This is a genomic window from Streptomyces sp. NBC_00223 (assembly GCF_036199905.1).
Lineage (GTDB): Bacteria > Actinomycetota > Actinomycetes > Streptomycetales > Streptomycetaceae > Actinacidiphila.
The window spans coordinates 2,587,180-2,609,071 of sequence record NZ_CP108109.1; the positions used below are offsets into that span (position 1 = coordinate 2,587,180).

A 21,892-nucleotide genomic window follows, 5' to 3' on the forward strand; every position below is an offset into this window, starting at 1 on the left:
GTCCCACCGCCGCGAAACCATCCGCCTGCTGCCACCCACCACCCAGACCTCCGGCACACCGGCCCGGCCCGAGGCCCGCCCGCACCCCGCACCGGAATCGGGGTCCACGAACGCCCGCGAGACCGCGTCGGCCGACTACCGCCAGGCGCTCACCGCCCTCCAGGCTGGCAAAAGCGGACCAGAGGACCGGCACCGCCCCCTGGCTGCGGGGCCTGCGCTTCTGCTCCCGCTGCCCTGCACGCAGTGCTTACGATGCCGATGCCATTCATGACGGTTGGCAGTAATGGAGGCAAAAGACATATGGCTGACAAACCCGCTCTGGCCCTCGACCCGTTACGGTCAGACGTGGCCTACCGCATCGCATGCCTGCGGCACCTCAGAGTCAACCGGCTGAACGCGAGTACCTGGCAACAGGCGGACACGCACTGGTTCCAGGCGCTCGACTGCGAGGGGGTACTGGCCGTACAGGAAGCGTCCGTATTATTGGACAGCTACGTTGACGTCCGCGACCGAGTGCTGGGGTTTTCGCCGTCGTTGTCTTCTGCCGGTCGTACTGGTGCTCAGGCGACCTGGTCCCGCAACCGACTGCCGTCGGCCGGTCGCCGGCTGGCCCTGACGGAGACGTTCTGGCAGGCCGCGGGCTTCGTCTTGTGGAGAAGGTTCCGGGTTCGGCGAACAGAGAACCTCAGGCCGTGAGGCCTGGGACAACCGACACCGGCGAGACATCGTTTCTCATACCTCGTTGACGATGGCCGTGTGTCTGTTCAGCGAGCCACGAGTGCCAAGTACGGTGGGCGGCCGGGTGATGAGGACGGGGCCGATATCGGTGGCGCACGTCGTTTGCGGAGACTCCTGCCCTGGTGCCTTGTCGATCGGTTTTCCTTGGCAAAGGCACTCAGGACTTCGGGGCGCAAGAGTGGCACAACCGGGACGGGCACGTCGCCAGGATCTCGCCGTTCGGGAGGTCGCCGAAGTCTGTATGTGAAGGCATCAAGTATGTGATGCCTTCACACGGGGCGCCAGTGCTGCGCGCCGGACGCACGGGCGTACTGCCGGTCAGTGCTCTTCGGTGGCTGGTCCTTCTTCGACCTCACCAGTCCTGGAGTTGATCACTGGGGAGATGAGCAGGTCGTACACGACTACGCCAACGACTCCGCCGATGAGTGGACCGATGATGGGGATCCACCAATAGTGATCGAACCACATGAACTTTCCCGGGAGAGCGATGGAGCCCCAGCCTTCGAAGTAGGTGAACAACCGGGGGCCGAAGTCACGTGCGGGGTTGATCGCGTACCCGGCGTTGGTGCCGAAGGACAGGCCGATCGCTACGACCACCAAGCCGATGAGGTACGGGTGGAGATTTGCCATTGGAGCCGTGTTGCGCCTGTCGATGAGCGCACAGATCAGGAGAAGCAGGAGTCCTGTCCCCACGATTTGGTCGAGCAAGGGCCCCCACCATGAATTTCCGAAATATTCGGCGGGGAACGTAGCAAAGATCGAGTATGTGGAAAGAGACTTGTCTCGGTGGATGCCTTGCTTCGTGTCGAACGCCTCGATCGCCCACCTGTACGAAGCGTAGACGAGAGCGGCGGCGACAAAAGCGCCCATGACTTGGGCCAGCCAATAGGGTAGGACTTTCCGCCACGGGAAGTCCTTACGAACTGCGAAGCCGAGAGTCACCGCAGGGTTGAGGTGGGCGCCGCTGATTCCGCCGGCCACGTATACGCCAAATACCACGGCAAGGCCCCAGCCCCATGAAACGATAATCCAGTTTGCTGCGCCAAATGGTCCGGTCTGCCGCCCGGATCCGGGCAGACCGACGACGGCGACAGCAACCGACCCGACGCCGAACAAAATCAGAACGAACGTTCCCAGAAACTCGGCAAGCATCTCGCCGATGAGTCCTTCTCGATAACCGCGTCGACGCGCGATGCGCTCAGCCATCGTCCTGCTCCTCAGTCGGCATAGAACAGACTTACCGCTTCCCTACCGGAAACACTGAAACAGGGAAGGGCCATCGGAGCGAACCGGGCGGCGAGTCACCGCAATATTCCCTCCAATGGAGTGTTCAGCCAGATCTCAGGGCGGGTGGGGGTGAGGGCGGCGGGTGTCAAGGAGGGGGAGGGCGGTCGGCGGAGTCTCGGACCGCCGTTCAGGACGCTCATTCACATCCTGTTTGCGCTGGTCAGGGCGATGGCGAGCGTCATAGACAAGGCGCCTTCTAAGCGCTTGGCCGCAGGTCCGAGTCCTGCCGGAGCACTTTCGCCAGAGGAGTTCGGGATGTGGGCGGGTTCGGCGTTCTCCGCGGCCGTGTACGGGGCCGGCGAGCGGGAAAGGGACGCCGCGGGGCCCGGTCGTCACGGCCGCCGCCGCGGTCGGCCCGTTCACCGTGCGGGCCGCGGCCGGCGACGAGGGGTCGCCGGCGGCGGGTCGTTCCGCCGGCGAAGGCACGCCTCACCAGCCTCCTGAAACACCCCTGCCCTCGCCCGTCACCGCAGGTCGGCGAGGGCGGCGTACTTTCCGCGAAGAGCCACGACTTGGAATGACGGGGTGTGAGAGGGTATGCGCCTGAGCCGCTCCGACGGGATTGAGCCCCCGTCTCGTGACCGTCACCGGGCGGTCGTGCGGTGGTCGTGGGGCCATTCCCGGTGAGCGAGCGAGCGAGGATCGTTGCGTATGGATTCCACACTGCCCGGAGCGGCATCGGCAGCGGCGACGGCGCGGCGGCGAAAGCGGCTGAACAACCGCATCAAGGACGGGCTGCGCGACCTCAGTATCCAGATGGCTCTGCTGAACCATCAGGTCGGCGCCCACCTCGACCTCAGGGACGCCGATCTGGAGTGTCTCGACCTCGTCAGCCGCTACGGTCCGATCGGCCCCACCGCGCTCGCCAAACGCGCAGGACTGCACCCCGCCACCCTCACCGGAGTCCTCGACCGCCTCGAACGCGGCGGCTGGGTGGTCCGCACCCCCAACCCGGGCGACCGCAGGGCCGTTCTCGTCCAGGTGATCAAGGAGAAGGAGGCCGAGGTGGCGTTCCTGTTCTCGGGGCTCAACAGCGCCATGGACGACGTGTGCGCCGAGTACGAGGACACGGATCTCGTGATGATCGCCGACTTCCTGCTGCGTACGGCCAGGGCCGGCCGCGGCGCCACCGACGAACTCGCCGAGGGCTGAACCGGGCACCCGGGAACCCGAAGCGGCGCTCATGGACCCGTCCGTAAGGGCCCGGCGCTCGGACGGTGGCCGCTTCACCCCCCCCCGCTCAGACCGTGACCACCTTCACCCCCGCCTCCGCGATGCGGTCCCGGTCCTCCTCGCCGATCCCCGCGTCGGTGACGAGGTAGTGGACGCGGTCCAGCGAGCAGATCCGGGCGAAGGCGCGCCTGCCGATCTTGGAGGAGTCCGCCGCGACCACCAGCCGGTGCGCCCGGTCGGCGAGCAGCCGGCTGATTCCCGCCTCGTCCTCCTGATGGGTCATCAGTCCGCGCTCGGGGTCGAGGCCGTCGACGCCAAGGACGGCGATGTCGAGCACCACCTCGTTCAGCACCCCGGCGGCGAGCGGCCCGACCAGCTCATAGCTCTGCGGGCGGGCCACACCGCCGGTGACGACGATCTTGATCTGCGGGCGCACGGCCAGCTCGGCGGCGATGTTGAGGGCGTTGGTGACCACCGTCAGCCCGGGGACGCCGCCGGTCGCGGGCTCGCGGGCGTGCCGTAGCGCGAGCACCCGGGCGGTCTCCGTGGTCGTGGTGCCGCCGTTGAGCCCCACCACGTCGCCGGCCGCCACAAGATCGGCGGCGGCCTGGGCGATCCGCTGCTTCTGCGGAGCGTGCCGCGAGGTCTTGTACCGCAGCGGCAGCTCGTACGAGACGCTGTGCGCGACCGCCCCGCCGCGGGTACGGACCAGCATCTGCTGAGCGGCCAGCTCGTCCAGGTCCCGGCGGATCGTGGCGGCGGAGACGGTGAGCTCGGCGGCCACGTCCTCCACGTCCAGCTGGCCGCGCTCGGCCAGCAGCTCCATCAGCGTGCTCCACCGCTGCTGCTTGGACACGATGCCACCTCTCCCCTGTCTCCCTCGTACGTCCCGGCCGCCCGCTCATGGGCCCTGCGTGAGTCTGACACGTAGCCACACCTCTCCCATGATGCTCATTTATGCTCGATCATAGCTATCTTCGATCAGAATCAATCATCTACACTGACCACAGCAAGCGCGCCGACGGCCGTACGGTCCCTCGTGCGCGGCGCCGGTCCTGCGTGAGGAGCCCCATGTCCGCGTCGTCACTGACCACCACCGAGATCACGACGCAGCCCGACTGCTGGCTGCGGGCGGCCGAACTGGCTTCCGCCATGGCGGACAAGCTGCCCGCCCGCGGTGAGCGGGTCGCTGTCATCGGCTGCGGCACCTCCTGGTTCATGGCCCAGTCCTACGCGGCGCTGCGCGAGCGGGGCGGCCACGGGGAGACCGACGCCTTCGCCGCCTCGGAGTTCCCGTTCGGCCGTGCGTACGACCGGGTCCTCGCGATCACCCGGTCCGGTACGACCACGGAGGTGCTGCGGGCCTGCGAGCGGCTGCGCGGCTTCGTACCGGTCACCGCGATCACCGCCGATCCGTCGACCCCGGTGATGGACGCGGCCGATGAGATCGTCGTACTCGACTTCGCGGACGAGGAGTCCGTGGTGCAGACCCGGTTCGCCACGACCGTGCTCGCGCTGCTGCGCGCCCACCTGGGCGAGGACCTGACGGCCGCGATCGCCGACGCCCGTGCCGCGGTCGCGGACCCGCTCGCGCGGGAGCCGCTGGAGGCCGAGCAGTTCACCTTCCTCGGCACCGGCTGGACCTACGGTCTCGCGCAGGAGGCGGCGCTGAAGATGCGGGAGGCGGCGGGCGCCTGGACGGAGGCGTATCCGGCGATGGAGTACCGGCACGGGCCGATCAGCATCACCGGCCCCGGCCGCGCGGTCTGGTCCTTCGGACCGCTGCCGGAGGGTCTGGCCGCGGACGTGTCCGGGGTCGGCGGGCATCTGGAGAGCCGCCCGGCCGTGGACCCCCTCGCCGACCTGATCCGGGTGCAGCGGCTCGCGGTCGCCCTCGCGGAGGGCAAGGGCTACAACCCCGACCGGCCGCGCAATCTGACCCGCTCGGTCGTCCTGTCCTGAGCCTGTCGGGCGTCCTGTCCTGATCCGCGCCCGGCCCGCCCCCGCTCGTCCGCCCGACCCGAGGACCACCGCCATGTCTGCCGTCTCCACCGCCGAACTCGTCCTCGCCGCCCGCGCGTCCGGCATCGGTGTCGCCGCGTTCAACGTCATCACCCTGGAGCACGCGGAGGCGATCGTGTCCGCCGCCGAGCAGACCCGGCTGCCGGTGATCCTGCAGATCAGCGAGAACGCGGTGAAGTTCCACGGCGGCCGGCTGGAACCGCTGCTCGCCGGGGCGGCGGCGGTCGCGCGGGGCGCCGCCGTACCGGTCGCGCTGCACCTGGACCATGTGGAGGACGAGGAGTTGCTGCGGGCGGGCGTCGCGGCCGGGGTGTCCTCCGTGATGTTCGACGCCTCCCGGCTGCCGTACGAGGAGAACGTACGGTCCACCGCGCGGATCGCGGCCTGGGCGCACGCCGCCGGGGTGTGGGTCGAGGCCGAACTGGGCGAGGTCGGCGGGAAGGACGGCGCCCACGCGCCCGGTGTACGCACGGATCCTGCCGAGGCCGCGGCCTTCACGGCCGCGACCGGCGTGGACACGCTGGCCGTAGCGGTCGGCAGTTCGCACGCGATGACCGAACGCACGGCCCGCCTCGACCTCGGCCTGATCTCCCGGCTGCGGGCGGCCGTGAACGTGCCGCTGGTGCTGCACGGTTCGTCCGGGGTGCCCGACGAGGAACTGCGCCAGGCCGTCACGGCGGGCATGGTGAAGATCAATATTGGTACGGCGCTGAACATCGCCTTCACCGGGGCCGTACGTGACCGGCTCGCCGCCGACCCGGCCGTGGTCGATCCCCGTCGCTACCTCCGCCCGGCCCGGGAGGCGATGAGCGCCACCGCGGCGCACCTCCTGCGTGTGGTGTCGGGCCGGGCGTCGGTCTGAGGCAGTTGGGGGTTGCCGGCCCGGGGGCGGCGCGCCCGCGGCGGGCGGTGTGTCAGTCCAGGCCGCGGGTCCGGGCGAAGCGGGCCTGGCCCTCGGCGAGGGTGATGATCGGGTCCGGATAGTCGTACCGGCGCCGCTCCTGGGCGTCGAGTTTCCACGGCTGGTGGACCGCGCGCCCCGCCAGACCGGCGAGTTCGGGCACCCAGCGGCGTACGTAGGCGCCCTCCGGGTCGTAACGGATCGCCTGGCGCAGCGGGTTGAGCACCCGGTTGGGACGGGTGTCGGTACCGGTACCGGCCGCCCACTGCCAGTTGAGCTGGTTGTTCGCGATGTCGCCGTCGACCAGCAGATCCAGGAAGTGCCGGGAACCGGCCCGCCAGTCCAGGCAGAGCGTCTTGGTGAGGAAGCTCGCGGTCAGCAGTCGGGCCCGGTTGTGCATCCAGCCCTCGTGGCGCAACTGCCGCATGGCCGCGTCGACGACGGGATAGCCGGTCCGGCCGTCCCTCCAGGCGGCGAACTCCTCGGGCGAACTGCGCCACCCGTACTGCCGGGGGCGGTAGTCGGCGCGGGCCGCGTCGGGACGGGCGGCGAGCACCTGGTAATGGAAGTCGCGCCAGGCCAGCTGCCGTACGAACTCCTCGCCGCCCGACTCCCTGTCCCTGGCCTGCCGGACGAGTTCGGCCGCGGAGAGGCATCCGAAGTGCAGATACGGGGACAGCCGGGAGGTACCGTCGGCCGCCAGATCGTCGTGCAGGCCGGGGTAGTCCGCGAGGCCGTGGCGGCGCCAGGCCGCGGACCGGCGGCGCCCTTCGCTCTCGCCGCCGCGCGGCAGTCCGGGCGAGGGGCTTCCGCCACCCGGGCCGGTCAGCTCGGCGGCGGACGGCAGCGCGCCTGCGACCGCGCCGTCGGGCAGCACGACATGGCGGGGCGCGGCCGTCACCGGCCTGATCCGCTCGGCGTTCCAGCGGTGGTAGTACGGCGTGAAGACCGCGAAGTGGTCACGGTCCGCCGGGGTGACGGCGCCGGGCGGCACCGCGGTGATCACCGCGTCGTGCACCACCAGTGCGCAGCCGATCCCGGCCAGCGCCACGCGCAGCCGCTCTTCGCGGCCCGAGGCGTACCGGCTCACCCCGCCCGCCAGGTGCACCTGCCTGGCCCCGGTCTCGCGCACGACCGCCGCCACCTCGCCGGCCGGGTCGCCGCGCCGTACGATCAGCCGCCCGCCACGGGTCCGCAGACTTCCGTCGAGGTCGGCGAGCGCGTCGGCGAGGAAGGCGGCCCGGTTCGGAACGGCGAATCCGGCGCGGGCGATGCCGGGGTCGACCACGAAGAGCGGCACGACCCGGTCGGCCGCGGCGACGGCCCCCGACACCACCGGGTTGTCGTGCAGCCGCAGGTCCGCGGTGAACAGGGCGACGGCGACGGTCTCAGCCATGGCCGGCCGGGAAGGTCAGCAGCGCCACCGGATCGCCGGTGGGGTGCGCGGAACCACCCGCGGGCTCCACGGTGACGCCCATGGCGGACGCCACCCCCACACGTCCGTCGAGCACCACGGCCTGGTCGGAGACAGCCGGGTCCATCAGACCCGCGGGCCGCATCGTCCCCGCGTCGTCGAACCACAGCTCGTACATCCTGCCGCCGGACAGCGCGGGCATTCCGGAGGCCAGGAACGCGGCCTTGCCCAGGCTCCAGGAGACGACCACGGTCGTGGTCGCACCGGCGCCGGTCCTGCGGGTGGTGGAGACCGCGTCGGGTGCGGCCAGCACCTGGGACAGGTCGGTGGCGCGCTGCTCGGCCCGCTGGGCGCGCTGCCCGGCGTCCGTGGCCGTCCGGTGCTGCCAGACCGCCACCCCGCCGAACCCGACCGCCGCGGCGAGACAGGCCGCGAGGGCGTACCGCGACAGACGGCGGGCACCGGTGGAACGGGCGGCGGGATCAGGCAGCTCCTGCCGTGAGGTGACGAGTGGCGGCTCCTGTCTGACCGCGCCGATCCGTATCAGCACCTGCTCCCGCATTCGCGCGGGCGGCACCGCGGACACGGCCATGCCGAGCCGACTGGCCGTCGCCGTGAACTCGTCCACCTCCCTCGCGCACGCGGAACACTCCGCGAGATGTCGTTCGAACTCCTCCCTCTCCGGTCCGGTCAGCGCGTGGACCGCGTACGCACCCGTGAGCGTGTGCAGTTCCGCGATTGTCATGCCGTCACCCCCAGGCAGTCCCGCAGCCGGATGAGTCCGTCCCGCAGACGGGTCTTGACCGTGCCGAGCGGCGCCGCGAGCAGCTCGGCGACCTCCCGGTAGGTCAAGCCGTGGTAGTAGGCGAGCGTGACCGACTGCCGCTGCAACTCGGTGAGCGCGCGCATGCAGCGGCGGACCTGCTCGCGCTCCAGCCGTGCCTCCACCTGCTCGGACACCTCGTCGAAGGCGGGGGTACGGTCCAGCAGCGCCGCCCTGTGCTCGCGGTCGGTGGCCGCCTGGGCGGAGCGGACCCGGTCCACGGCACGGCGGTGCGCCAGCATCGTCACCCACGTCATGACGCTGCCCTTGCCGGGCTGGAAACGGGCCGCGGTCTGCCACACCTCGACCAGCACTTCCTGGGCGACCTCTTCGGACTGCGCCGGATCGCGCAGCACCGACCGCACGAGGCCGAGCACGGGCCCGGCCACCGCGTCGTACAGCCGGCCGAAGGCGGCCTGATCCCCACGGGCCGCCGCGGCGAGCAGCTCCTGAAGATCGGGCCCTGCCTGCGGTGGGGCGTCACCGAGGCGTACGGCTTCCTTCATGTGCGATCCATCCCGTTCCGACCCGCCCGCGCGGGTCTTCGCCGGGGGTTCGAAGCCACAGCGCGGGCGGATTGGTCGCGGGCGGATCTTTCTCTCAGCAGGGAGTCTGCCGCAGGACGGCGACGCCGAAACGACCGAGCGTGATCATCCCCTCGAACGGGTGATCGGTCAGAAGATCCTCACAACGACCCTCCGGCAGTGGGACCTTCACCGGCTCGGTGCTGTGGTTGAGCAGGAAGAGCAGATCACCACGGTGTACGGCCTCCACTCCAGCGGGGAGTTGAGTGAGCGAAGGCCGTACACCGGCTTCGTCGGCGGCGCGGATCAGCAGGGTCCGCAGCGCCGCCGGGTCGGGGAGCGTCGACAGGTACCAGGCCCTGCCGTCGCCGTACGCGTGCCGGGTCACGGCGGGCCGCCCGTCGAGCGCGCCGCCGCTGTAACGGGCGAGCACCTGGGCACCGCCCGTTACCAGATCCTCGGTCCACGTCTCTCCGCGGAAGTCGTCGAGGCCGGGCACCTCAGCCGCCACGGCCACCTCCTCGCCCTCCTCCAGCGGCCACCACTCGTGCACGGCCGCCAGCCCCAGGATCTCCCGCAGCCGGGCGTCCACGCCGCCCGGCCTGATCCGGTCGTCGATGTCCGCCACGCCGGTGAAGAAGCCACAGACCAGCGTCCCGCCACCGCGCGCATAGGCGGCGAGCCCGTCGAGCGCGGCGTCGGAGAGCAGATAGAGCTGCGGCAAGAGGACCAGCGGATACGGCGTCAGATCCGCCTCAGGGGGTGCGAAGTCCGTTGTGATGCCGGCCTGCCACAGCACCTGGTGCCAGGCCCGTACGATCTCGGCCTGGTCCAGGCGCGCGGAGGGGCGGCCGTCCTGCTGGCCGGCCCACCAGGAGTGCCAGTCGAACAGGATCACCGCGGCGGCGGTCGGACGGGTGCCGCTGACGGCGGGACCGATCCGGGCCAGGTCGGCGCCGAGCGCGCTGACCTCCTGGAAGACGCGTCCGCCCGGCCCCGAGTGCCCCAGCATCGCGGAGTGGAACTTCTCGCCGCCCTGCCGGGAGGCCCGCCACTGGAAGAAGCACACGGCGTCGGCGCCGCGGGCCACGGCCTGCAGGGACCACAGCCGCATCAGCCCCGGCGGCTTCGGCTGGTTGACGGGCCGCCAGCTGACCGCGCCCGCGGCCTGCTCCATCAGCATCCACGGCCCGCCGCGCGCCTGCGAACGGGTGAGGTCCTGGACCAGCGCCCCGTACGCGGCGGCCTGCGGGTCCTTCGGGTCGGGGTAGACGTCGACGGAGACGACGTCCTCCCGCTCGGCCCACGCCCAGCCATCCTGGCCGATGAACAGCGGCATGAAGTTGGTGGTCACGGGCGTGTCAGGGGTGTGCCGCACGACGATGTCGCGCTCGGCGGTGAAGCACTCCAGCAGGGCGTCGGAGGTAAAGCGGCGGAAGTCCAGCCCCAGGGCCGGGTTGCGGATGTACTGCGCCTGGCGCGGCGGCAGGATCTCCTCCCAGGAGCCGTACGCCTGGCTCCAGAAGGCCGTTCCCCAGGCGTCGTTCAGCGCGCCCAGGGTGCCGTACCGGGCGCGTAGCCAGCGCCGGAAGTGGGCGGCCGTGGTGTCGCACCAGCAGGCAGTCCCGTACTCGTTGTTGATGTGCCACATGCGCAGGGCCGGGTGGCGGGCGTACCGCGCGGCCAGATCCTCGGTGAGGGCGGCGGCGCGGGCCCGGTAGACCGGTGAGCTGGCGCAGAAGTGGTTGCGGGAGCCGTACGAGACGACCGTGCCGTCCTCGGCGCGCGGCAGTGTCTCGGGGTGAAGGGCGCCGAGCCAGGGCGGCGGTGAGGCGGTGGGGGTGGCGAGGACGGCGCCGATGCCGTGCTCGGCGAGCAGGTCCATGACGTGGTCGAGCCAGTCGAAGTCCCGGGCGCCGGGGCGCGGTTCCAGGGTCGCCCAGGAGAAGACGCCGACGGTCACGGTGTTGACGCCGGCCTCACGCATGAGCCGTACGTCCTCCCGCCAGACCTCCCGAGGCCACTGCTCGGGGTTCCAGTCCCCGCCGAAGAGCACGCGGCCCCGGGTGACGTCGTCGAGCGAAGGACCGGAGGGCAGCGGCGCGCGGGACGGCCGCTCGGCGGATGGCCGCTCGGCGAACGGCGGCTGGGCGCACGACGGCTCGACGGATGGCGGCTCGACGGATGGCGGCTCGGCGAACGGCGGCGAGGACGGCATGCGACTCAGCCCTTCACCGCGCCGATGAGCATCCCCTTGTGGAAATGCTTCTGCACGAAGGGCGAGAGCACCGCCACCGGGATCAGGGCCAGCATCATCACAGCCATCTGCACCGACAGGCTGGAGATCTGCCCGCTGCTGACCGCGTTGCCCATCGCGCCCGGCGGCACCTCCTGTTTGAGGACGATCTGCCGCAGGATCATCTGCAACGGGTACTTCTCGCTGTCGTTGATGTAGATGGACGCGTTGAACCACTGGCTCCAGTAGCCGACCGCGTAGAAGAGCGAGATCACGGCGATCACCGCGCGGGACAGCGGTACGACGATCTGCAGCAGGATGCGCCACTCCCCCGCCCCGTCAATCCGTGCGCTGTCGATGAGTTCGGGTGCCACACCCATGAAGAAGGAGCGCAGCACAAGGATGTTGAACACACTGATCGCACTGGGCAGGATCATCGCCCAGTAGCTGTCCCCGAGGCCGATCCCGGTGACCAGCAGATAGGTGGGAATCAGGCCCGCGCCGAAGAACATCGTCCCCATGAGGAGCATCAGGACGGGCCGGTGGGCGAACGAACCGCTTCGCGACAGGCCGTACGCGCACAGCACCGACACCACCATGCTCAGCGCCGTGCCGACCAGCGTCACCCCGAGGCTGACCAGGGCGGCGCGGGTGACGATGCCACCGCTGAGCAGTTCGGTGTACGACTCGAAGGTGATCGACCGCGGCCAGATCACCAGGCCCCCGGCGTCGTTGACGGTCTTGGCGTCGGACAGGCTGGTGACGACCACGACCCACAGCGGACCCAGGACGGCCAGGCACACCCCGATCAGCGCGGCGCCCTTGAGACCTTGGCCGATCGCGGAGGGCTCCTCCTCCCAGACGGGACGGTTTCCTCCGGCCCTGTTGCCACGCGTCGGGCGGGGGTGTCCGCCCAACCGGGCCGTTCCCCCGACCGCGGTTTCCGGTACGGCTGTCATCGTCTGGAGTACACCCCCTGCTCGCCCAGCATGTGGGCGACCCTGTTGGCGAGCAGCACCATCCCGACGCTGAAGACGCCCTTGAAGATTCCGGCGGCCGCCGCGTAGCCGAAGTCGCCGGACTTGAGTCCGGTGAACCAGATGTAGGTGTCGAGGATCTCGGAGGCCCCGGGGCCGACCGCGTCACGCTGCAACAGGATCTGCTCGAAGCCCGCGTTGAGCGCGTCGCCGACGCGCAGCACCAGGAGGAGAGCGATCACCGGCCGCAGGGCGGGCAGCGTGACATGCCACATGCGCCGCCAGCGGTTGGCCCCGTCGACGGCCGCGGCCTCGTACAGCTCGTGGCTGACCGCGGACAGCGCGGCCAGGAAGACGATCACACCCCAGCCGGCGTCCTTCCAGACGGCCTGGGCGGTGACCAGGAACTTGAACAGCCCCGGATTGGTCATCAGGTCGAAGCCGTTCACACCGTGCTGGCGCAGATTCTGCGCGATCAGCCCGGCGCCGCCGAACATCTGCTGGAAGACGGTGATGACCAGCACCCAGGAGAAGAAGTGCGGCAGATAGACGATGGCCTGCACCCAGGCCCTGATCCGGGCGCTCAGCACGGTGTTGAGAAGCAGCGCGAGCGCGATGGGGATCGGGAAAAAGAGTATCAACTGGGTGAAAGTGATCGTCAAAGTATTGCCGATGACCTCCCAGAACCGGTAGTCGTTGAAGAGCCGCCGGAAGTTGTCGAAACCGACGAAGGGGCTGCCGGTGATGCCGGCGCCGTAGACGTCGTAGTCCTGGAAGGCGACCACATTCCCGAGCAGCGGAATGTAGTTGAAGATCAGCAGCAGGACGACCGCCGGGGCGGTCATCAGCAGCAGTGTGCGGTCGCGGCGCAGGCGCTGACGGCGGGTGATGCCGCGGGCCGGCTCGGCGGGCGGTTCGGTCGCGCTCCCGGGGGCCGGGTGCGGCCGTGTCGTACGGCCGCCCCCCGCCTGGCCGCCAGAGGTCTCCGGACGCCCGCCCTCCGCCGTCTGCTCCTGCGTCGCCACGTGTTCGCTTGTCACGTACCGCTGCCGTTCTTGTCAAGGATGTCCTGGTAGAAGGCGCGAAGCTGGTCGCCTCCGTTCTTCTTCCAGGTGGTGACGGCCTCCTCGACCGCGCTGACCGACTTGCGGCCGCGGCGAATGTCCTTCTGCAGATCGTCGAAGGGGGTGTAGAGGGTGGCGAACCGGGTGGGTTCGACGATCTGCATCCCGTAGAAGAGCGGCTTCTTGAGGAACTTCGCCTGGCGGCCCATCCACGCGGCGTAGTCCTTGACCATCTGCGGCTGGTCCGGGTGCGCGATGGCGGGCGGCGGCGCGGCGAGGAAGTAGAAGGTGGCAGGCTGCGCCTCCTGGACGCCCTGCTGGGTGAAGGCGGGGGTGCCGTTCTCCAGCTTGTAGTGGACGCCTTCGACGCCGTAGTTGACGAGCTGGAACTCCTTGGTGCCGAAGGGGGCGGCCGCGTAGTCGGCGATGGCGAGGAGTTCCTCGATCTTCTCCTTCGGGAGGTTCTTGTTGAGGAAGGTGAAGATGCCGGCCTGGTCGTCCTGCCAGAGCAGCGGGTCCCCACCTTCGGCCGCGAAGTAGTCCAGGGCCTGCATGTCGAACGACGGGTTCTGCTTGGCCTGTTCGGAGACCATCCCGTACCAGCCGCCGGTGCCGTCGTTGTACATGATCGTCTGGCCGGAGGTGAAACGTATCTTCGCGTCGCCGTCCTTGCCCGCGTCCGCGTCGGGGTGCACCAGGCCCTGGTCGTGCAGCTTGCGGGCGAAGGCCAGGGCCTCGCGGTACTCCTGGGTCTCTATCTTGTGGACGAGCTTGCCGTCCTGGAGCTGCCAGTAGTGCGGCGCGTCGGGCAGCACTCCGAAGATCTTCTGAATGCAGACCCACAGGTCGTCGAAGGCCCATCGCTTGTGCTTGGCGTCGGTGACGGCCTTGCCGAAGGTGACCAGCTCGTCGGCGGAGCCGGGAAGGGCTGCGCCGAGCCCGTCGACGAGGTCCTTGCGGTAGAAGATCGCGTTGCCGAGTACCGGGCTCGGGTTGGGCAGACCGCGCAGCTTGCCACCGAAGATCGACATCTGCCAGGCGCCGGTGGGGATGTTCGCCAGGTTCGGGTACTTCTTGATCGCGTTGCCGGAGAGATACGGTCCCAGGTCCGCGAAACGGTGCTCGATCGCGCTGCGGATCTGTCCCTGCATGTTCCAGCCCGGAATGGTCATCACATCAGGGATGTCGCTGGAGGCGAGGACCGCGCCGATCTTGTCCTGATAGGTCGTGCCGTCCAGCGGGTCGAACTTCACGGTCGCCCCGACGGCCTGGTCGATCGCCTTGTAATAGGCGTTGCTCTTCTTAGGGACCGTTCCCCAGATCGGGGTCATGGCCTGGAAGGTGCTGCCCTTGCCCGGGGGCGTCGGCACCGAAACGGCCAGCGGGTCGGGCAGCTTGGTGAAGCCGGGGCTCGATCCGTTGACGCCGGCGACATCGGGGGTGACGAGCGTGGAGGGCACATACGCCGGGAGCAGTTCCTTGAGCGTGCTGCCGGTGGCGACACTGCCCGTGGTGCTGGTGCTCTTGGCGGGGGAGCAGGAGGCCAGCAGCGGGCCGGCGGCGGTGAGGGCGGCGACAGCGGTGGCCCCGCTGAGCAGCGTGCGACGGCTGGTGGCGTACATCCGGCCTCCCGCTGGTCCCGGTGCACCGGTCGCTGATCTGCCCTGCGGGGCCTGGGAGTTCGGCATTGCGTCAACCCTTCATGGCGCCGTGAATGGACGATCGAAGCGCTTCGATGTTGCGATGAGATTAAGTGGGGGCGTCAGGGCGCGCAAGGGCCGGTCGCACATTTTCATCGGAGCCGCATTCCTGGCGACGAGGCCGCCCTACACCCGACGACTTGGGTGGTTACGGACGAATCCCTTGACAGCGCCAAGGCGTCCGGCCAGCATCGAAGCGCTTCGAATGACCAGCCCAGAGAGGGTCCCGCGTGACCACCGACGACTTCCCGTTCCGCGACCCGCGGCTCCCCCTGGCCGCCCGTGTGGACGACCTGCTGGCGCGGCTCACCTCCGATGAACGCATCGCGATGCTGCACCAGTTCGCGCCCGCCGTGCCGCGGCTGGGCCTGGCCGCCTTCCGCACCGGGCAGGAGGCGCTGCACGGCGTGGCCTGGAGCGGGCCCGCCACCGTGTTCCCGCAGGCTGTCGGCCTCGGCGCGACCTGGGACCCCCAACTGGTGCGCAGGGTCGGCGAGGCGACCGGGCGCGAGGTGCGGGCGATGCGGGCCCGCGACCCCCGGGTCGGACTCAACGTCTGGGCGCCCACCGTCAATCTGCTGCGCGATCCGCGCTGGGGCCGCAACGAGGAGGGCTACTCCGAGGACCCCCAGCTCACCTCCGATCTCGCCACCGCCTTCACCTCCGGTCTGCGCGGCGACCACCCGGCCCACTGGCGCACCGCGCCGATCCTCAAGCACTGGCTCGCCCACAACAACGAGACCCGCCGTGACACCACCTCCTCCTCCGTACGCCCGCGTGTCCTGCACGAATACGATCTGCGCGCCTTCCGCGGCCCGATCGAGGCGGGTACGGCGGCCGGTGTGATGCCCGCGTACAACCTGGTCAACGGCCGGCCCAACCACGTGTCCCCGTTGCTCTCCGAACACCTCCGCCGCTGGGCCCCGGAGCGCGATCTCGTCGTCTGCTCCGACGCGGGGGCGCCCTCCAACCTGGTCGACTCCGAGCACTACTTCGCCACTCACGAGGAGGCGTCGGCCGCCGCCCTGATCGCCGGAGTGGACAGCTTCACCGATCACGACCAGGACTCCTCGATCATCACCGGACGGCTGCGCCGGGCCCTCGACCAGGGCCTCGCCGACCCGGCCGACGTCGACGCGGCGGTACGGCGGCTGCTGGCGATGCGGCTGCGGCTCGGGGAGTTCGACCCGGACGGCGGGGCGTACGGGGCCGGCGCGCCGGCCGTCGAGTCCGCGTACGACACCCCCGAACACCGCGCGCTCGCCCTGGAGGCCGCCGAGGCCGCCATCGTCCTGCTCGGCAACGACGGGCTGCTGCCGCTCGACGCCGACCGTGTGCGTACCGTCGCCGTCGTGGGGCCGCTCGCCGACGAGGTCAGGACGGACTGGTACAGCGGCTCGCTCATCCGCCGCACCTCGCCGCTGGCCGCCGTCCGGGAACGCCTCGGCGCCGACCGGGTCCTGTTCGCCGACGGCGCGGACCGGGTACGGCTGCGGACCGCCGACGGCTGGGCGCATGTGCCCGGGTCGGGGCACGACGAGCCGACGCCGAACGAGGGCTCGCTCAATCCCGCGCACACGCCGGGCCGCACCGATGTGCCTCCCCTGACCGTCGTACCGGACCGGCGGCGCGCCACCGAACTCGCCCTCACCGACTGGGGCGACGGCCTGATCACCCTCCATGTCCCCGGCGGCCGCTATCTGACGGTCGCCCAGGACGGCCTGCTGCGGGCCGCCGCCGAACAGCCCGGCGGCTGGGTCGTCCAGGAGACCTTCCGGCTCGTCCCGCACGGTGACGCGCACCTCCTGCTGCATGTCGGGACCGGCCGTCATGTCCAGGTCTCCGCGGCGGGGCTGAAGGTTGCCGCCGAGGAGGCCGGAAGCGAGGGCGGGGCCGGCGAGGGCACGCTCTTCACCGTCGAATACGCCTCCCGCGGGGTGGACGTGGTGACGGCCGCCGCGGCGGGGGCGGACGTAGTGATCGTCGTCGCGGGAAACGACCCCCACATCAACGGCCGCGAGACCGAGGACCGCACCACCCTCGCCCTGCCGCCGGCCCAGGACCGCCTGTGGCGCGCGGCCCTCTCCGCCAACCCCCGTACGATGCTGGCCCTGGTCTCCAGCTACCCCTACGCAGTCGGCGAGGCGAGCGACGCCCTGCCCGCCCTGCTGTGGGCCGCGCACGGCGGCCAGTCATCGGGCACGGCGCTCGCCCGGGTCCTGTTCGGCGATGTCTGCCCTTCCGGCCGGCTGCCGCAGACCTGGTACCGCGCCGACTCCGACCTGCCCGGCCTCCTCGACTACGACCTGATCACCGCGGGCGCCACCTATCTCTACTTCGACGGCGTTCCTCTCCACTCCTTCGGCCACGGCCTGTCCTACACCTCCTTCACCTACCGTGAACTGGACATCGCCGTCGGCGAGTCCACGGTGGCGGCCACCCTCACCGTCACCAACACCGGCCCGATGACCGGCACCGAGACCGTCCAGCTCTACGCCCATCCGTCCCGCCCACGCGTCCCCCGACCCCGGCGGGCCCTGGTCGACCACCGCCGGGTGCCGCTGGCGCCGGGAGAATCGGCGCGCATCACCTTCACCGTGCCGAGGGAACGGCTCGGCTTCTGGGACGTCGCCCATCAGCGCTGGACCACCGACCCTGGCGGGTACGAACTCCACGTCGGGGCCTCCAGCGCCGACATCCGCCTGGTCGGCGCCTTCGAACTGGATGGCGAGCCCCCGGCCCCGCGCCCGGTCCTGCACCGCGGCCTCGCCGCCGCCGACTTCGACACCCAGAACGGTGTCGCCCTCGTCGACCTCTCCCGCGAGCGCGGCGACGCGGTCACACCCGCCTCCCCGGACAAGCCCGGGGCGCTTGTCTTCCGTGACTGCGACTTCGGCTCGGGAGCGGTCCGCGCCTGGCTGAGGGTCGCCCTGGAGAAGGGCCCGGACCTGCCCGCCACCGTCGCCCTGCGCCTCGGCGACGGCACGGTGATCGGCACCGCCTCGGTTCCGGTGACGGGCGGCCGCTACTCCTACGCCGATGTGTCCGTGGACGGGCCCGCCCTGTCGGGCGTACGGGACCTGCACCTCACACTCAACGGCCCGGTGCGGCTGGACCGTATCGACTTCGAGCAGCGGTGACGGACAGGCGTGGGGTGCGGCTCAGGAGGCGGTGGGTGCCGGTCCGGTGCTGGCCCGGGCGGTGAGCAGCGGCGCCAGCAGGGTGACGGCCGCCGGCTCACGGTCCTCGATCTTGGCCATCACCAGCTCGACGGCCTGGCGTCCCATCTCCTGTGCGGGTATGGCCACCGACGTCAGCTGCACCGACGCCTGCAACGCCACCTGGTCCGGGCAGATCGCGATGACCGACACATCCTCGGGGACCGCCCGGCCCTGCTGCCGGAGCAGGCCGAGCAGCGGGCCGACCGCCGTCTCGTTCTGCACCACCAGCGCGCTGGTGCCGGGCCGTTCCTCGAAGATCCGGCTCAGCACGCCCGCGGTCGACTCGTAACTGCCGTCGCAGGGGCGGTGAATGACCCGTACCCCACGCTCCCGGGCCCGGTGACGCAGTCCGTCGAGCGTGCGCTCGGCGAACCCCGTGTGGCGCTGGTAGACCGCCGCGGCCTCGCCGATCACCGCGATCTCCCGGTGGCCGAGGTCGGCAAGGTGGTCCGCGCACAGCGCCCCGGTGGCCGCGAAATCCAGGTCCACACAGGTCAGCCCGGTCGGATCGGTCGGCAGGCCGATCAGCACCGAAGGCCGGTCGGAGTCCCGCAGCAACGGCACCCGCTCGTCCTCCAGTTCCACGTCCATCACGATCATGGCGTCCGCGAGTCCGCTCCCCGCGACCCTCCGTACCGCCGCCGGGCCCTCCTCCCCCGTCAGCAGCAGCACATCGTGCCCGTACTGCCGCGCGGTCGTGGCCACCGCGATGGCGATCTCCATCATCACGGGTACATACATGTCCGTACGCAGCGGCACCATCAGCGCGATGATGTGCGAACGGTTGCTGGCCAGCGCCCGGGCGCCCGCGTTGGGGTGATAGCCGAGCTCCCGGATGCTCCGCTCCACCCGATGCCTGGTCTCCTCCGAGATGGACCGCTTGCCGCTGAGGACGTACGACACCGTGCTGGCGGAGACTCCGGCGTGCCGGGCAACCTCGGCGAGCGTGGCCATGGCGGACTCCATCCGACGCGGGTGGGAGGCGTGACGAGGGACGTACAGGGATCAATGTATCCAGTGAAGCGATTCGATGAAAGAACCTCTCCCCATTCATCCTTCCTCTCCCGTCCGTAAAAGTGCCCAGTTCAAACCCTATGTGCTGCTGTTGAAGCGCTTCACCGTCCTTCTCCTCATCTCAGCCGCGCCGAGGGCGGAGGGTGCTCGGCGCACCGGCGGCAACCGGCGGTCCGGTGCAACCGCCCACCCTCCAGAGCCCGTTACCCGTTCGGCACGTTTGTCACCGTTACGCGGGTTCTGTGTCACAGAAGATCAACAAGTGCATGCGGCTGTCGCCACGCGTCGTTGACCGGACGAGGGTGCTGATCGACATCCCCGCCACTTGGAGGTGCATCATGACCGACCGGACTTTGTGGTCATACGCGGACATTGCCGCACATATCCGCGTCCAGGTCGACACCGTGCGCTCGTATCGCAAGCACGGACACCTGCCCGATCCCGATGTCGTGGAGGGTGGCAAACCGTTCTGGTACGCCGACACCGTCAGGAGCTGGAGTGCCCGGCGGCCGGGGAACCGCGGCCGCCGGGGTCCTGACTGAGGTCAGCGCCCGGAGACCGGCTCGGGGTCCCGCCACTCCTCGGAGCGCGGGGCCTCCGCGTCACCGGACGACGCCCCGCCTCCGCTCTCGGATATGCCGAACCGCTCATGGAACCTGCGCAGCACCGGCGGCGCCCACCAAGTTGCCCGCCCGGTCAGTCGCATCACCGCGGGGACCAGCAGGGTGCGCACGACCATGGCATCCATGACCACCGCCAGCGCGACACCCAGTCCCAGCATCTTGGTGTTGGCCACCCGAGAAGTGCCTATCGCGACCATCACCACGGCCAGGATGACCGCCGCCGCCGTGATCAGTCCACCGGTCCGTTTGAGTCCGAAGACGATGGACGACTGATGGTCACCGGTCCGGTCGTACTCCTCCTTGATCCGGGAGAGCAGGAACACCCCGTAGTCCATGGAGAGTCCGAAGGCCACACAGAACATCAGCACCGGCAGGGTCGTCTCGATACTCCCGGTCGCGGTGAATCCCAGCAGCCCCGACAGATGACCGTCCTGGAAGACCCACACCACCGATCCGAACATCGCGGTCAGACTGAGGGCGTTGAGCAGGACCGCCTGAAGGGGGATGAGCACGCTCCCGGTGAGAAGGAAGACCAGCAGCAGGGTGACCAGGGCGATGATGCCGACCGCCCATGGCAGTTTCTTCGCTATGGCGTCCTTGCTGTCCACCAGGACCGCGGCCTGTCCCGTGACCGAGGCGTGGAAGTCCGCCGGTACCGCCCGGATCTCGTGCACCAGAGTCTGTGTACCGGTGTCCACCGCCTCACCCCGGGGGACCACCGTCAGATAGGCGGCGCCGGAACCCGGCACGGTGAAGGGTCCATTGACGCGCACCACGCCGGGGAGCGCGGCCACCCGGTGCTGGTAGGCGGCGAGTTCGGTCGCGTCGGCGCCCTCCGCGAGCACGGCAATCGCCCCGCCCGGGCTGCCGGGGAACTCCTGACGGATGTGCTGCTGGACCACATGGGACTCCGCCGAGGCCGGCAGCTGACGGTCGTCCGCCATTCCGAACTTCACCTGGAGGAACGGCAGTCCGAGCAGCAGCAGTCCGGCCACGGCACCGACCGCGAAGACCGGCGCCCTGCGCATCACCAGCCGCGCGAACCTGGCGTATCCGGCGCCGGAGTCGCCGGCGGTCCCGCGGCGCAGAACCTTCCGCAGATCGAACGCGTTGACCCGGTCACCGAGCAGAACCAGCACCGCGGGCAGCACGACCAGGGCGGCGCCCGCGGCCAGCAGCACCACGGCGATACCCGAGTAGGCAAAGGAGCGAAGGAAGTACTGGGGGAAGACGAGCATCGCCGAGAGCGAGGCCGCCACGGTCAGGGCGGAGAAGAGCACGGTGCGGCCGGCGGTGCGCAAGGTCGCTCCGACCGCCGTCCGCGGGGAGGCTCCCGTCGCCAGTTCCTCCCGGAAGCGGCGCACGATGAACAGCGCGTAGTCGACCGCCAGTCCCAGACCCAGCGCGGTGGTGAGGTTCTGCGCGAAGACCGAGACGTCGGCGAACTCGGTGATCCCCCGCAGCACCGCGTTCGTGCCGAGTATCGCCACGATCCCCACGGCGAGCGGAAGGAGCGCCGCGACCGCGCTTCCGAAGACCATCACGAGCAGCAGCAGGGTGACAGGGAGCGCGATCATCTCGGCGCGCACCAGGTCCTCCTGGATGATGGACTGCATCTCCTGGCCCACGGCGGCGGACCCGCCGACCGTGACGTCGACCGGCCCGTGTCCGCCGCGATAGGCGGGCGCGATCCGCTTCATCTCCGCGGCCACCGTGTCGTCGTCACCGCGCAGCCGGGCGGTGATCATCGCGGAGTCGCCGTCCTTGGCACGCAGTTCCGGGGCGTGCGTCCCCCAGTAGGAGGTCACCCCGGTCACCGCCGGGTCCGCGCCCAGTTTGCGGGCCAGTTCCTCGCCCTGCGTGACCACGCCCGTACTGTCCACCCCGGCTCCGCGCGCGTCGACCATCAGGATCAGATTGGGCTGGGAGGCCGGGAAGTACCGGGTGAGCGCGGCCGTCGCATACGAGGACTCGGAGGCGGGGGCCTTCCAGCCACCACTGGCGAGGCGGTCCCCCGCCCCGCTGCCCGCGGCAACCGCGAGGGCGGTGAAGAGCAGGGCGAGCAGCAGCGTCAGCCTCGGTCTGGCGGTCACGACCCGGGTCCAGCCCCCGACCTCGCTCGCGCGGTTGACATCAGACATGACAGAGGTGTCCTCTCCCCATAGAACGGCATGA

At 70.2% G+C, this 21,892-nt stretch carries 17 protein-coding genes; 6 read left to right on the forward strand and 11 right to left on the reverse strand.

What is annotated here, in order from left to right; genetic code table 11:
- The first annotated feature begins 300 nt into the window (after nt 1-300).
- Nucleotides 301-696, forward strand: a complete 396-nt coding sequence (locus tag OHA30_RS10785; RefSeq protein ID WP_328913597.1) for a hypothetical protein — start codon at nt 301-303, stop codon at nt 694-696.
- A 360-nt stretch (nt 697-1,056) separates the two neighbouring features.
- Here OHA30_RS10785 and OHA30_RS10790 read toward each other — a convergent pair whose 3' ends face one another.
- A complete protein-coding gene (locus tag OHA30_RS10790) occupies nt 1,057-1,944 on the reverse strand; it encodes an MIP/aquaporin family protein (RefSeq protein WP_328913598.1) in 888 nt (295 codons plus the stop codon).
- 732 nt (nt 1,945-2,676) lie between these two features.
- Between OHA30_RS10790 and OHA30_RS10795 the strand changes: the two genes are divergently transcribed.
- Nucleotides 2,677-3,177: a MarR family transcriptional regulator gene (locus OHA30_RS10795; protein ID WP_328913599.1), complete on the forward strand. Its 501-nt coding sequence runs from the start codon at nt 2,677-2,679 to the stop codon at nt 3,175-3,177.
- A gap of 88 nt (nt 3,178-3,265) precedes the next feature.
- Here OHA30_RS10795 and OHA30_RS10800 read toward each other — a convergent pair whose 3' ends face one another.
- Nucleotides 3,266-4,054: a DeoR/GlpR family DNA-binding transcription regulator gene (locus OHA30_RS10800; RefSeq protein ID WP_328913600.1), complete on the reverse strand. Its 789-nt coding sequence runs from the start codon at nt 4,052-4,054 to the stop codon at nt 3,266-3,268.
- A 215-nt stretch (nt 4,055-4,269) separates the two neighbouring features.
- On the opposite strand from OHA30_RS10800, the gene OHA30_RS10805 reads away from it, so the two are divergent.
- Both OHA30_RS10805 and OHA30_RS10810 read left to right on the forward strand, forming a co-directional pair.
- The gene (locus OHA30_RS10805; protein ID WP_328913601.1) at nt 4,270-5,160 is read left to right on the forward strand and encodes an SIS domain-containing protein; all 891 of its coding nucleotides are present in this window, start codon (nt 4,270-4,272) and stop codon (nt 5,158-5,160) included.
- Nucleotides 5,161-5,233: 73 nt separating this feature from the next.
- Nucleotides 5,234-6,082 carry a class II fructose-bisphosphate aldolase gene (locus OHA30_RS10810; protein ID WP_328913602.1) on the forward strand — a complete coding sequence of 283 codons (849 nt, stop codon included), beginning with the start codon at nt 5,234-5,236 and terminating at the stop codon, nt 6,080-6,082.
- 52 nt (nt 6,083-6,134) lie between these two features.
- Here OHA30_RS10810 and OHA30_RS10815 read toward each other — a convergent pair whose 3' ends face one another.
- From OHA30_RS10815 to OHA30_RS10845, 7 genes are all read right to left on the reverse strand, one after another.
- A complete protein-coding gene (locus tag OHA30_RS10815; RefSeq protein WP_328913603.1) occupies nt 6,135-7,517 on the reverse strand; it encodes a cryptochrome/photolyase family protein in 1,383 nt (460 codons plus the stop codon).
- Nucleotides 7,510-8,280 carry an anti-sigma factor gene (locus OHA30_RS10820; protein WP_328913604.1) on the reverse strand — a complete coding sequence of 257 codons (771 nt, stop codon included), beginning with the start codon at nt 8,278-8,280 and terminating at the stop codon, nt 7,510-7,512. Before OHA30_RS10820 ends, OHA30_RS10815 begins: the two co-directional genes overlap by 8 nt.
- Nucleotides 8,277-8,864 (reverse strand): sigma-70 family RNA polymerase sigma factor, encoded by a 588-nt coding sequence (locus OHA30_RS10825; protein WP_328913605.1) that lies wholly within the window; start codon nt 8,862-8,864, stop codon nt 8,277-8,279. Before OHA30_RS10825 ends, OHA30_RS10820 begins: the two co-directional genes overlap by 4 nt.
- A 94-nt stretch (nt 8,865-8,958) precedes the next feature.
- Nucleotides 8,959-11,100: a beta-galactosidase gene (locus OHA30_RS10830; protein WP_328913606.1), complete on the reverse strand. Its 2,142-nt coding sequence runs from the start codon at nt 11,098-11,100 to the stop codon at nt 8,959-8,961.
- 5 nt (nt 11,101-11,105) lie between these two features.
- A complete protein-coding gene (locus tag OHA30_RS10835; RefSeq protein WP_328913607.1) occupies nt 11,106-12,077 on the reverse strand; it encodes a carbohydrate ABC transporter permease in 972 nt (323 codons plus the stop codon).
- The gene (locus OHA30_RS10840; RefSeq protein ID WP_328913608.1) at nt 12,074-13,135 is read right to left on the reverse strand and encodes an ABC transporter permease; all 1,062 of its coding nucleotides are present in this window, start codon (nt 13,133-13,135) and stop codon (nt 12,074-12,076) included. Before OHA30_RS10840 ends, OHA30_RS10835 begins: the two co-directional genes overlap by 4 nt.
- On the reverse strand, nt 13,132-14,781 hold the full coding sequence (locus tag OHA30_RS10845) for an extracellular solute-binding protein (RefSeq protein ID WP_328913609.1): 1,650 nt from the start codon (nt 14,779-14,781) through the stop codon (nt 13,132-13,134). The genes OHA30_RS10840 and OHA30_RS10845 overlap by 4 nt, the downstream gene beginning before the upstream one ends.
- Before the next feature lie 308 nt (nt 14,782-15,089).
- On the opposite strand from OHA30_RS10845, the gene OHA30_RS10850 reads away from it, so the two are divergent.
- Nucleotides 15,090-17,999, forward strand: a complete 2,910-nt coding sequence (locus tag OHA30_RS10850; protein ID WP_328913610.1) for a glycoside hydrolase family 3 C-terminal domain-containing protein — start codon at nt 15,090-15,092, stop codon at nt 17,997-17,999.
- A gap of 21 nt (nt 18,000-18,020) precedes the next feature.
- On the opposite strand, the gene OHA30_RS10855 is transcribed toward OHA30_RS10850, so the two are convergent.
- The gene (locus OHA30_RS10855; protein WP_328913611.1) at nt 18,021-19,034 is read right to left on the reverse strand and encodes a LacI family DNA-binding transcriptional regulator; all 1,014 of its coding nucleotides are present in this window, start codon (nt 19,032-19,034) and stop codon (nt 18,021-18,023) included.
- 398 nt (nt 19,035-19,432) lie between these two features.
- Between OHA30_RS10855 and OHA30_RS10860 the strand changes: the two genes are divergently transcribed.
- Nucleotides 19,433-19,636: a MarR family transcriptional regulator gene (locus OHA30_RS10860; protein ID WP_328917817.1), complete on the forward strand. Its 204-nt coding sequence runs from the start codon at nt 19,433-19,435 to the stop codon at nt 19,634-19,636.
- A 2-nt stretch (nt 19,637-19,638) separates the two neighbouring features.
- Here the strand turns inward: OHA30_RS10860 and OHA30_RS10865 are convergent, their stop codons facing one another.
- Nucleotides 19,639-21,858, reverse strand: coding sequence for an MMPL family transporter (locus OHA30_RS10865; RefSeq protein ID WP_328913612.1), 2,220 nt, complete (start codon nt 21,856-21,858; stop codon nt 19,639-19,641).
- Nucleotides 21,859-21,892: the final 34 nt, after the last annotated feature.

Coding starts and splice junctions, on each gene's coding strand:
- OHA30_RS10785 (WP_328913597.1), top strand. CDS start 301: ATGGCTGACAAACCCGCTCTGGCCCTCGACCCGTTACGGTCAGACGTG.
- OHA30_RS10790 (WP_328913598.1), bottom strand. CDS start 1,944: ATGGCTGAGCGCATCGCGCGTCGACGCGGTTATCGAGAAGGACTCATC.
- OHA30_RS10795 (WP_328913599.1), top strand. CDS start 2,677: ATGGATTCCACACTGCCCGGAGCGGCATCGGCAGCGGCGACGGCGCGG.
- OHA30_RS10805 (WP_328913601.1), top strand. CDS start 4,270: ATGTCCGCGTCGTCACTGACCACCACCGAGATCACGACGCAGCCCGAC.
- OHA30_RS10810 (WP_328913602.1), top strand. CDS start 5,234: ATGTCTGCCGTCTCCACCGCCGAACTCGTCCTCGCCGCCCGCGCGTCC.
- OHA30_RS10815 (WP_328913603.1), bottom strand. CDS start 7,517: ATGGCTGAGACCGTCGCCGTCGCCCTGTTCACCGCGGACCTGCGGCTG.
- OHA30_RS10820 (WP_328913604.1), bottom strand. CDS start 8,280: ATGACAATCGCGGAACTGCACACGCTCACGGGTGCGTACGCGGTCCAC.
- OHA30_RS10825 (WP_328913605.1), bottom strand. CDS start 8,864: ATGAAGGAAGCCGTACGCCTCGGTGACGCCCCACCGCAGGCAGGGCCC.
- OHA30_RS10830 (WP_328913606.1), bottom strand. CDS start 11,100: ATGCCGTCCTCGCCGCCGTTCGCCGAGCCGCCATCCGTCGAGCCGCCA.
- OHA30_RS10835 (WP_328913607.1), bottom strand. CDS start 12,077: ATGACAGCCGTACCGGAAACCGCGGTCGGGGGAACGGCCCGGTTGGGC.
- OHA30_RS10845 (WP_328913609.1), bottom strand. CDS start 14,781: ATGTACGCCACCAGCCGTCGCACGCTGCTCAGCGGGGCCACCGCTGTC.
- OHA30_RS10855 (WP_328913611.1), bottom strand. CDS start 19,034: ATGGCCACGCTCGCCGAGGTTGCCCGGCACGCCGGAGTCTCCGCCAGC.
- OHA30_RS10860 (WP_328917817.1), top strand. CDS start 19,433: ATGACCGACCGGACTTTGTGGTCATACGCGGACATTGCCGCACATATC.
- OHA30_RS10865 (WP_328913612.1), bottom strand. CDS start 21,858: ATGTCTGATGTCAACCGCGCGAGCGAGGTCGGGGGCTGGACCCGGGTC.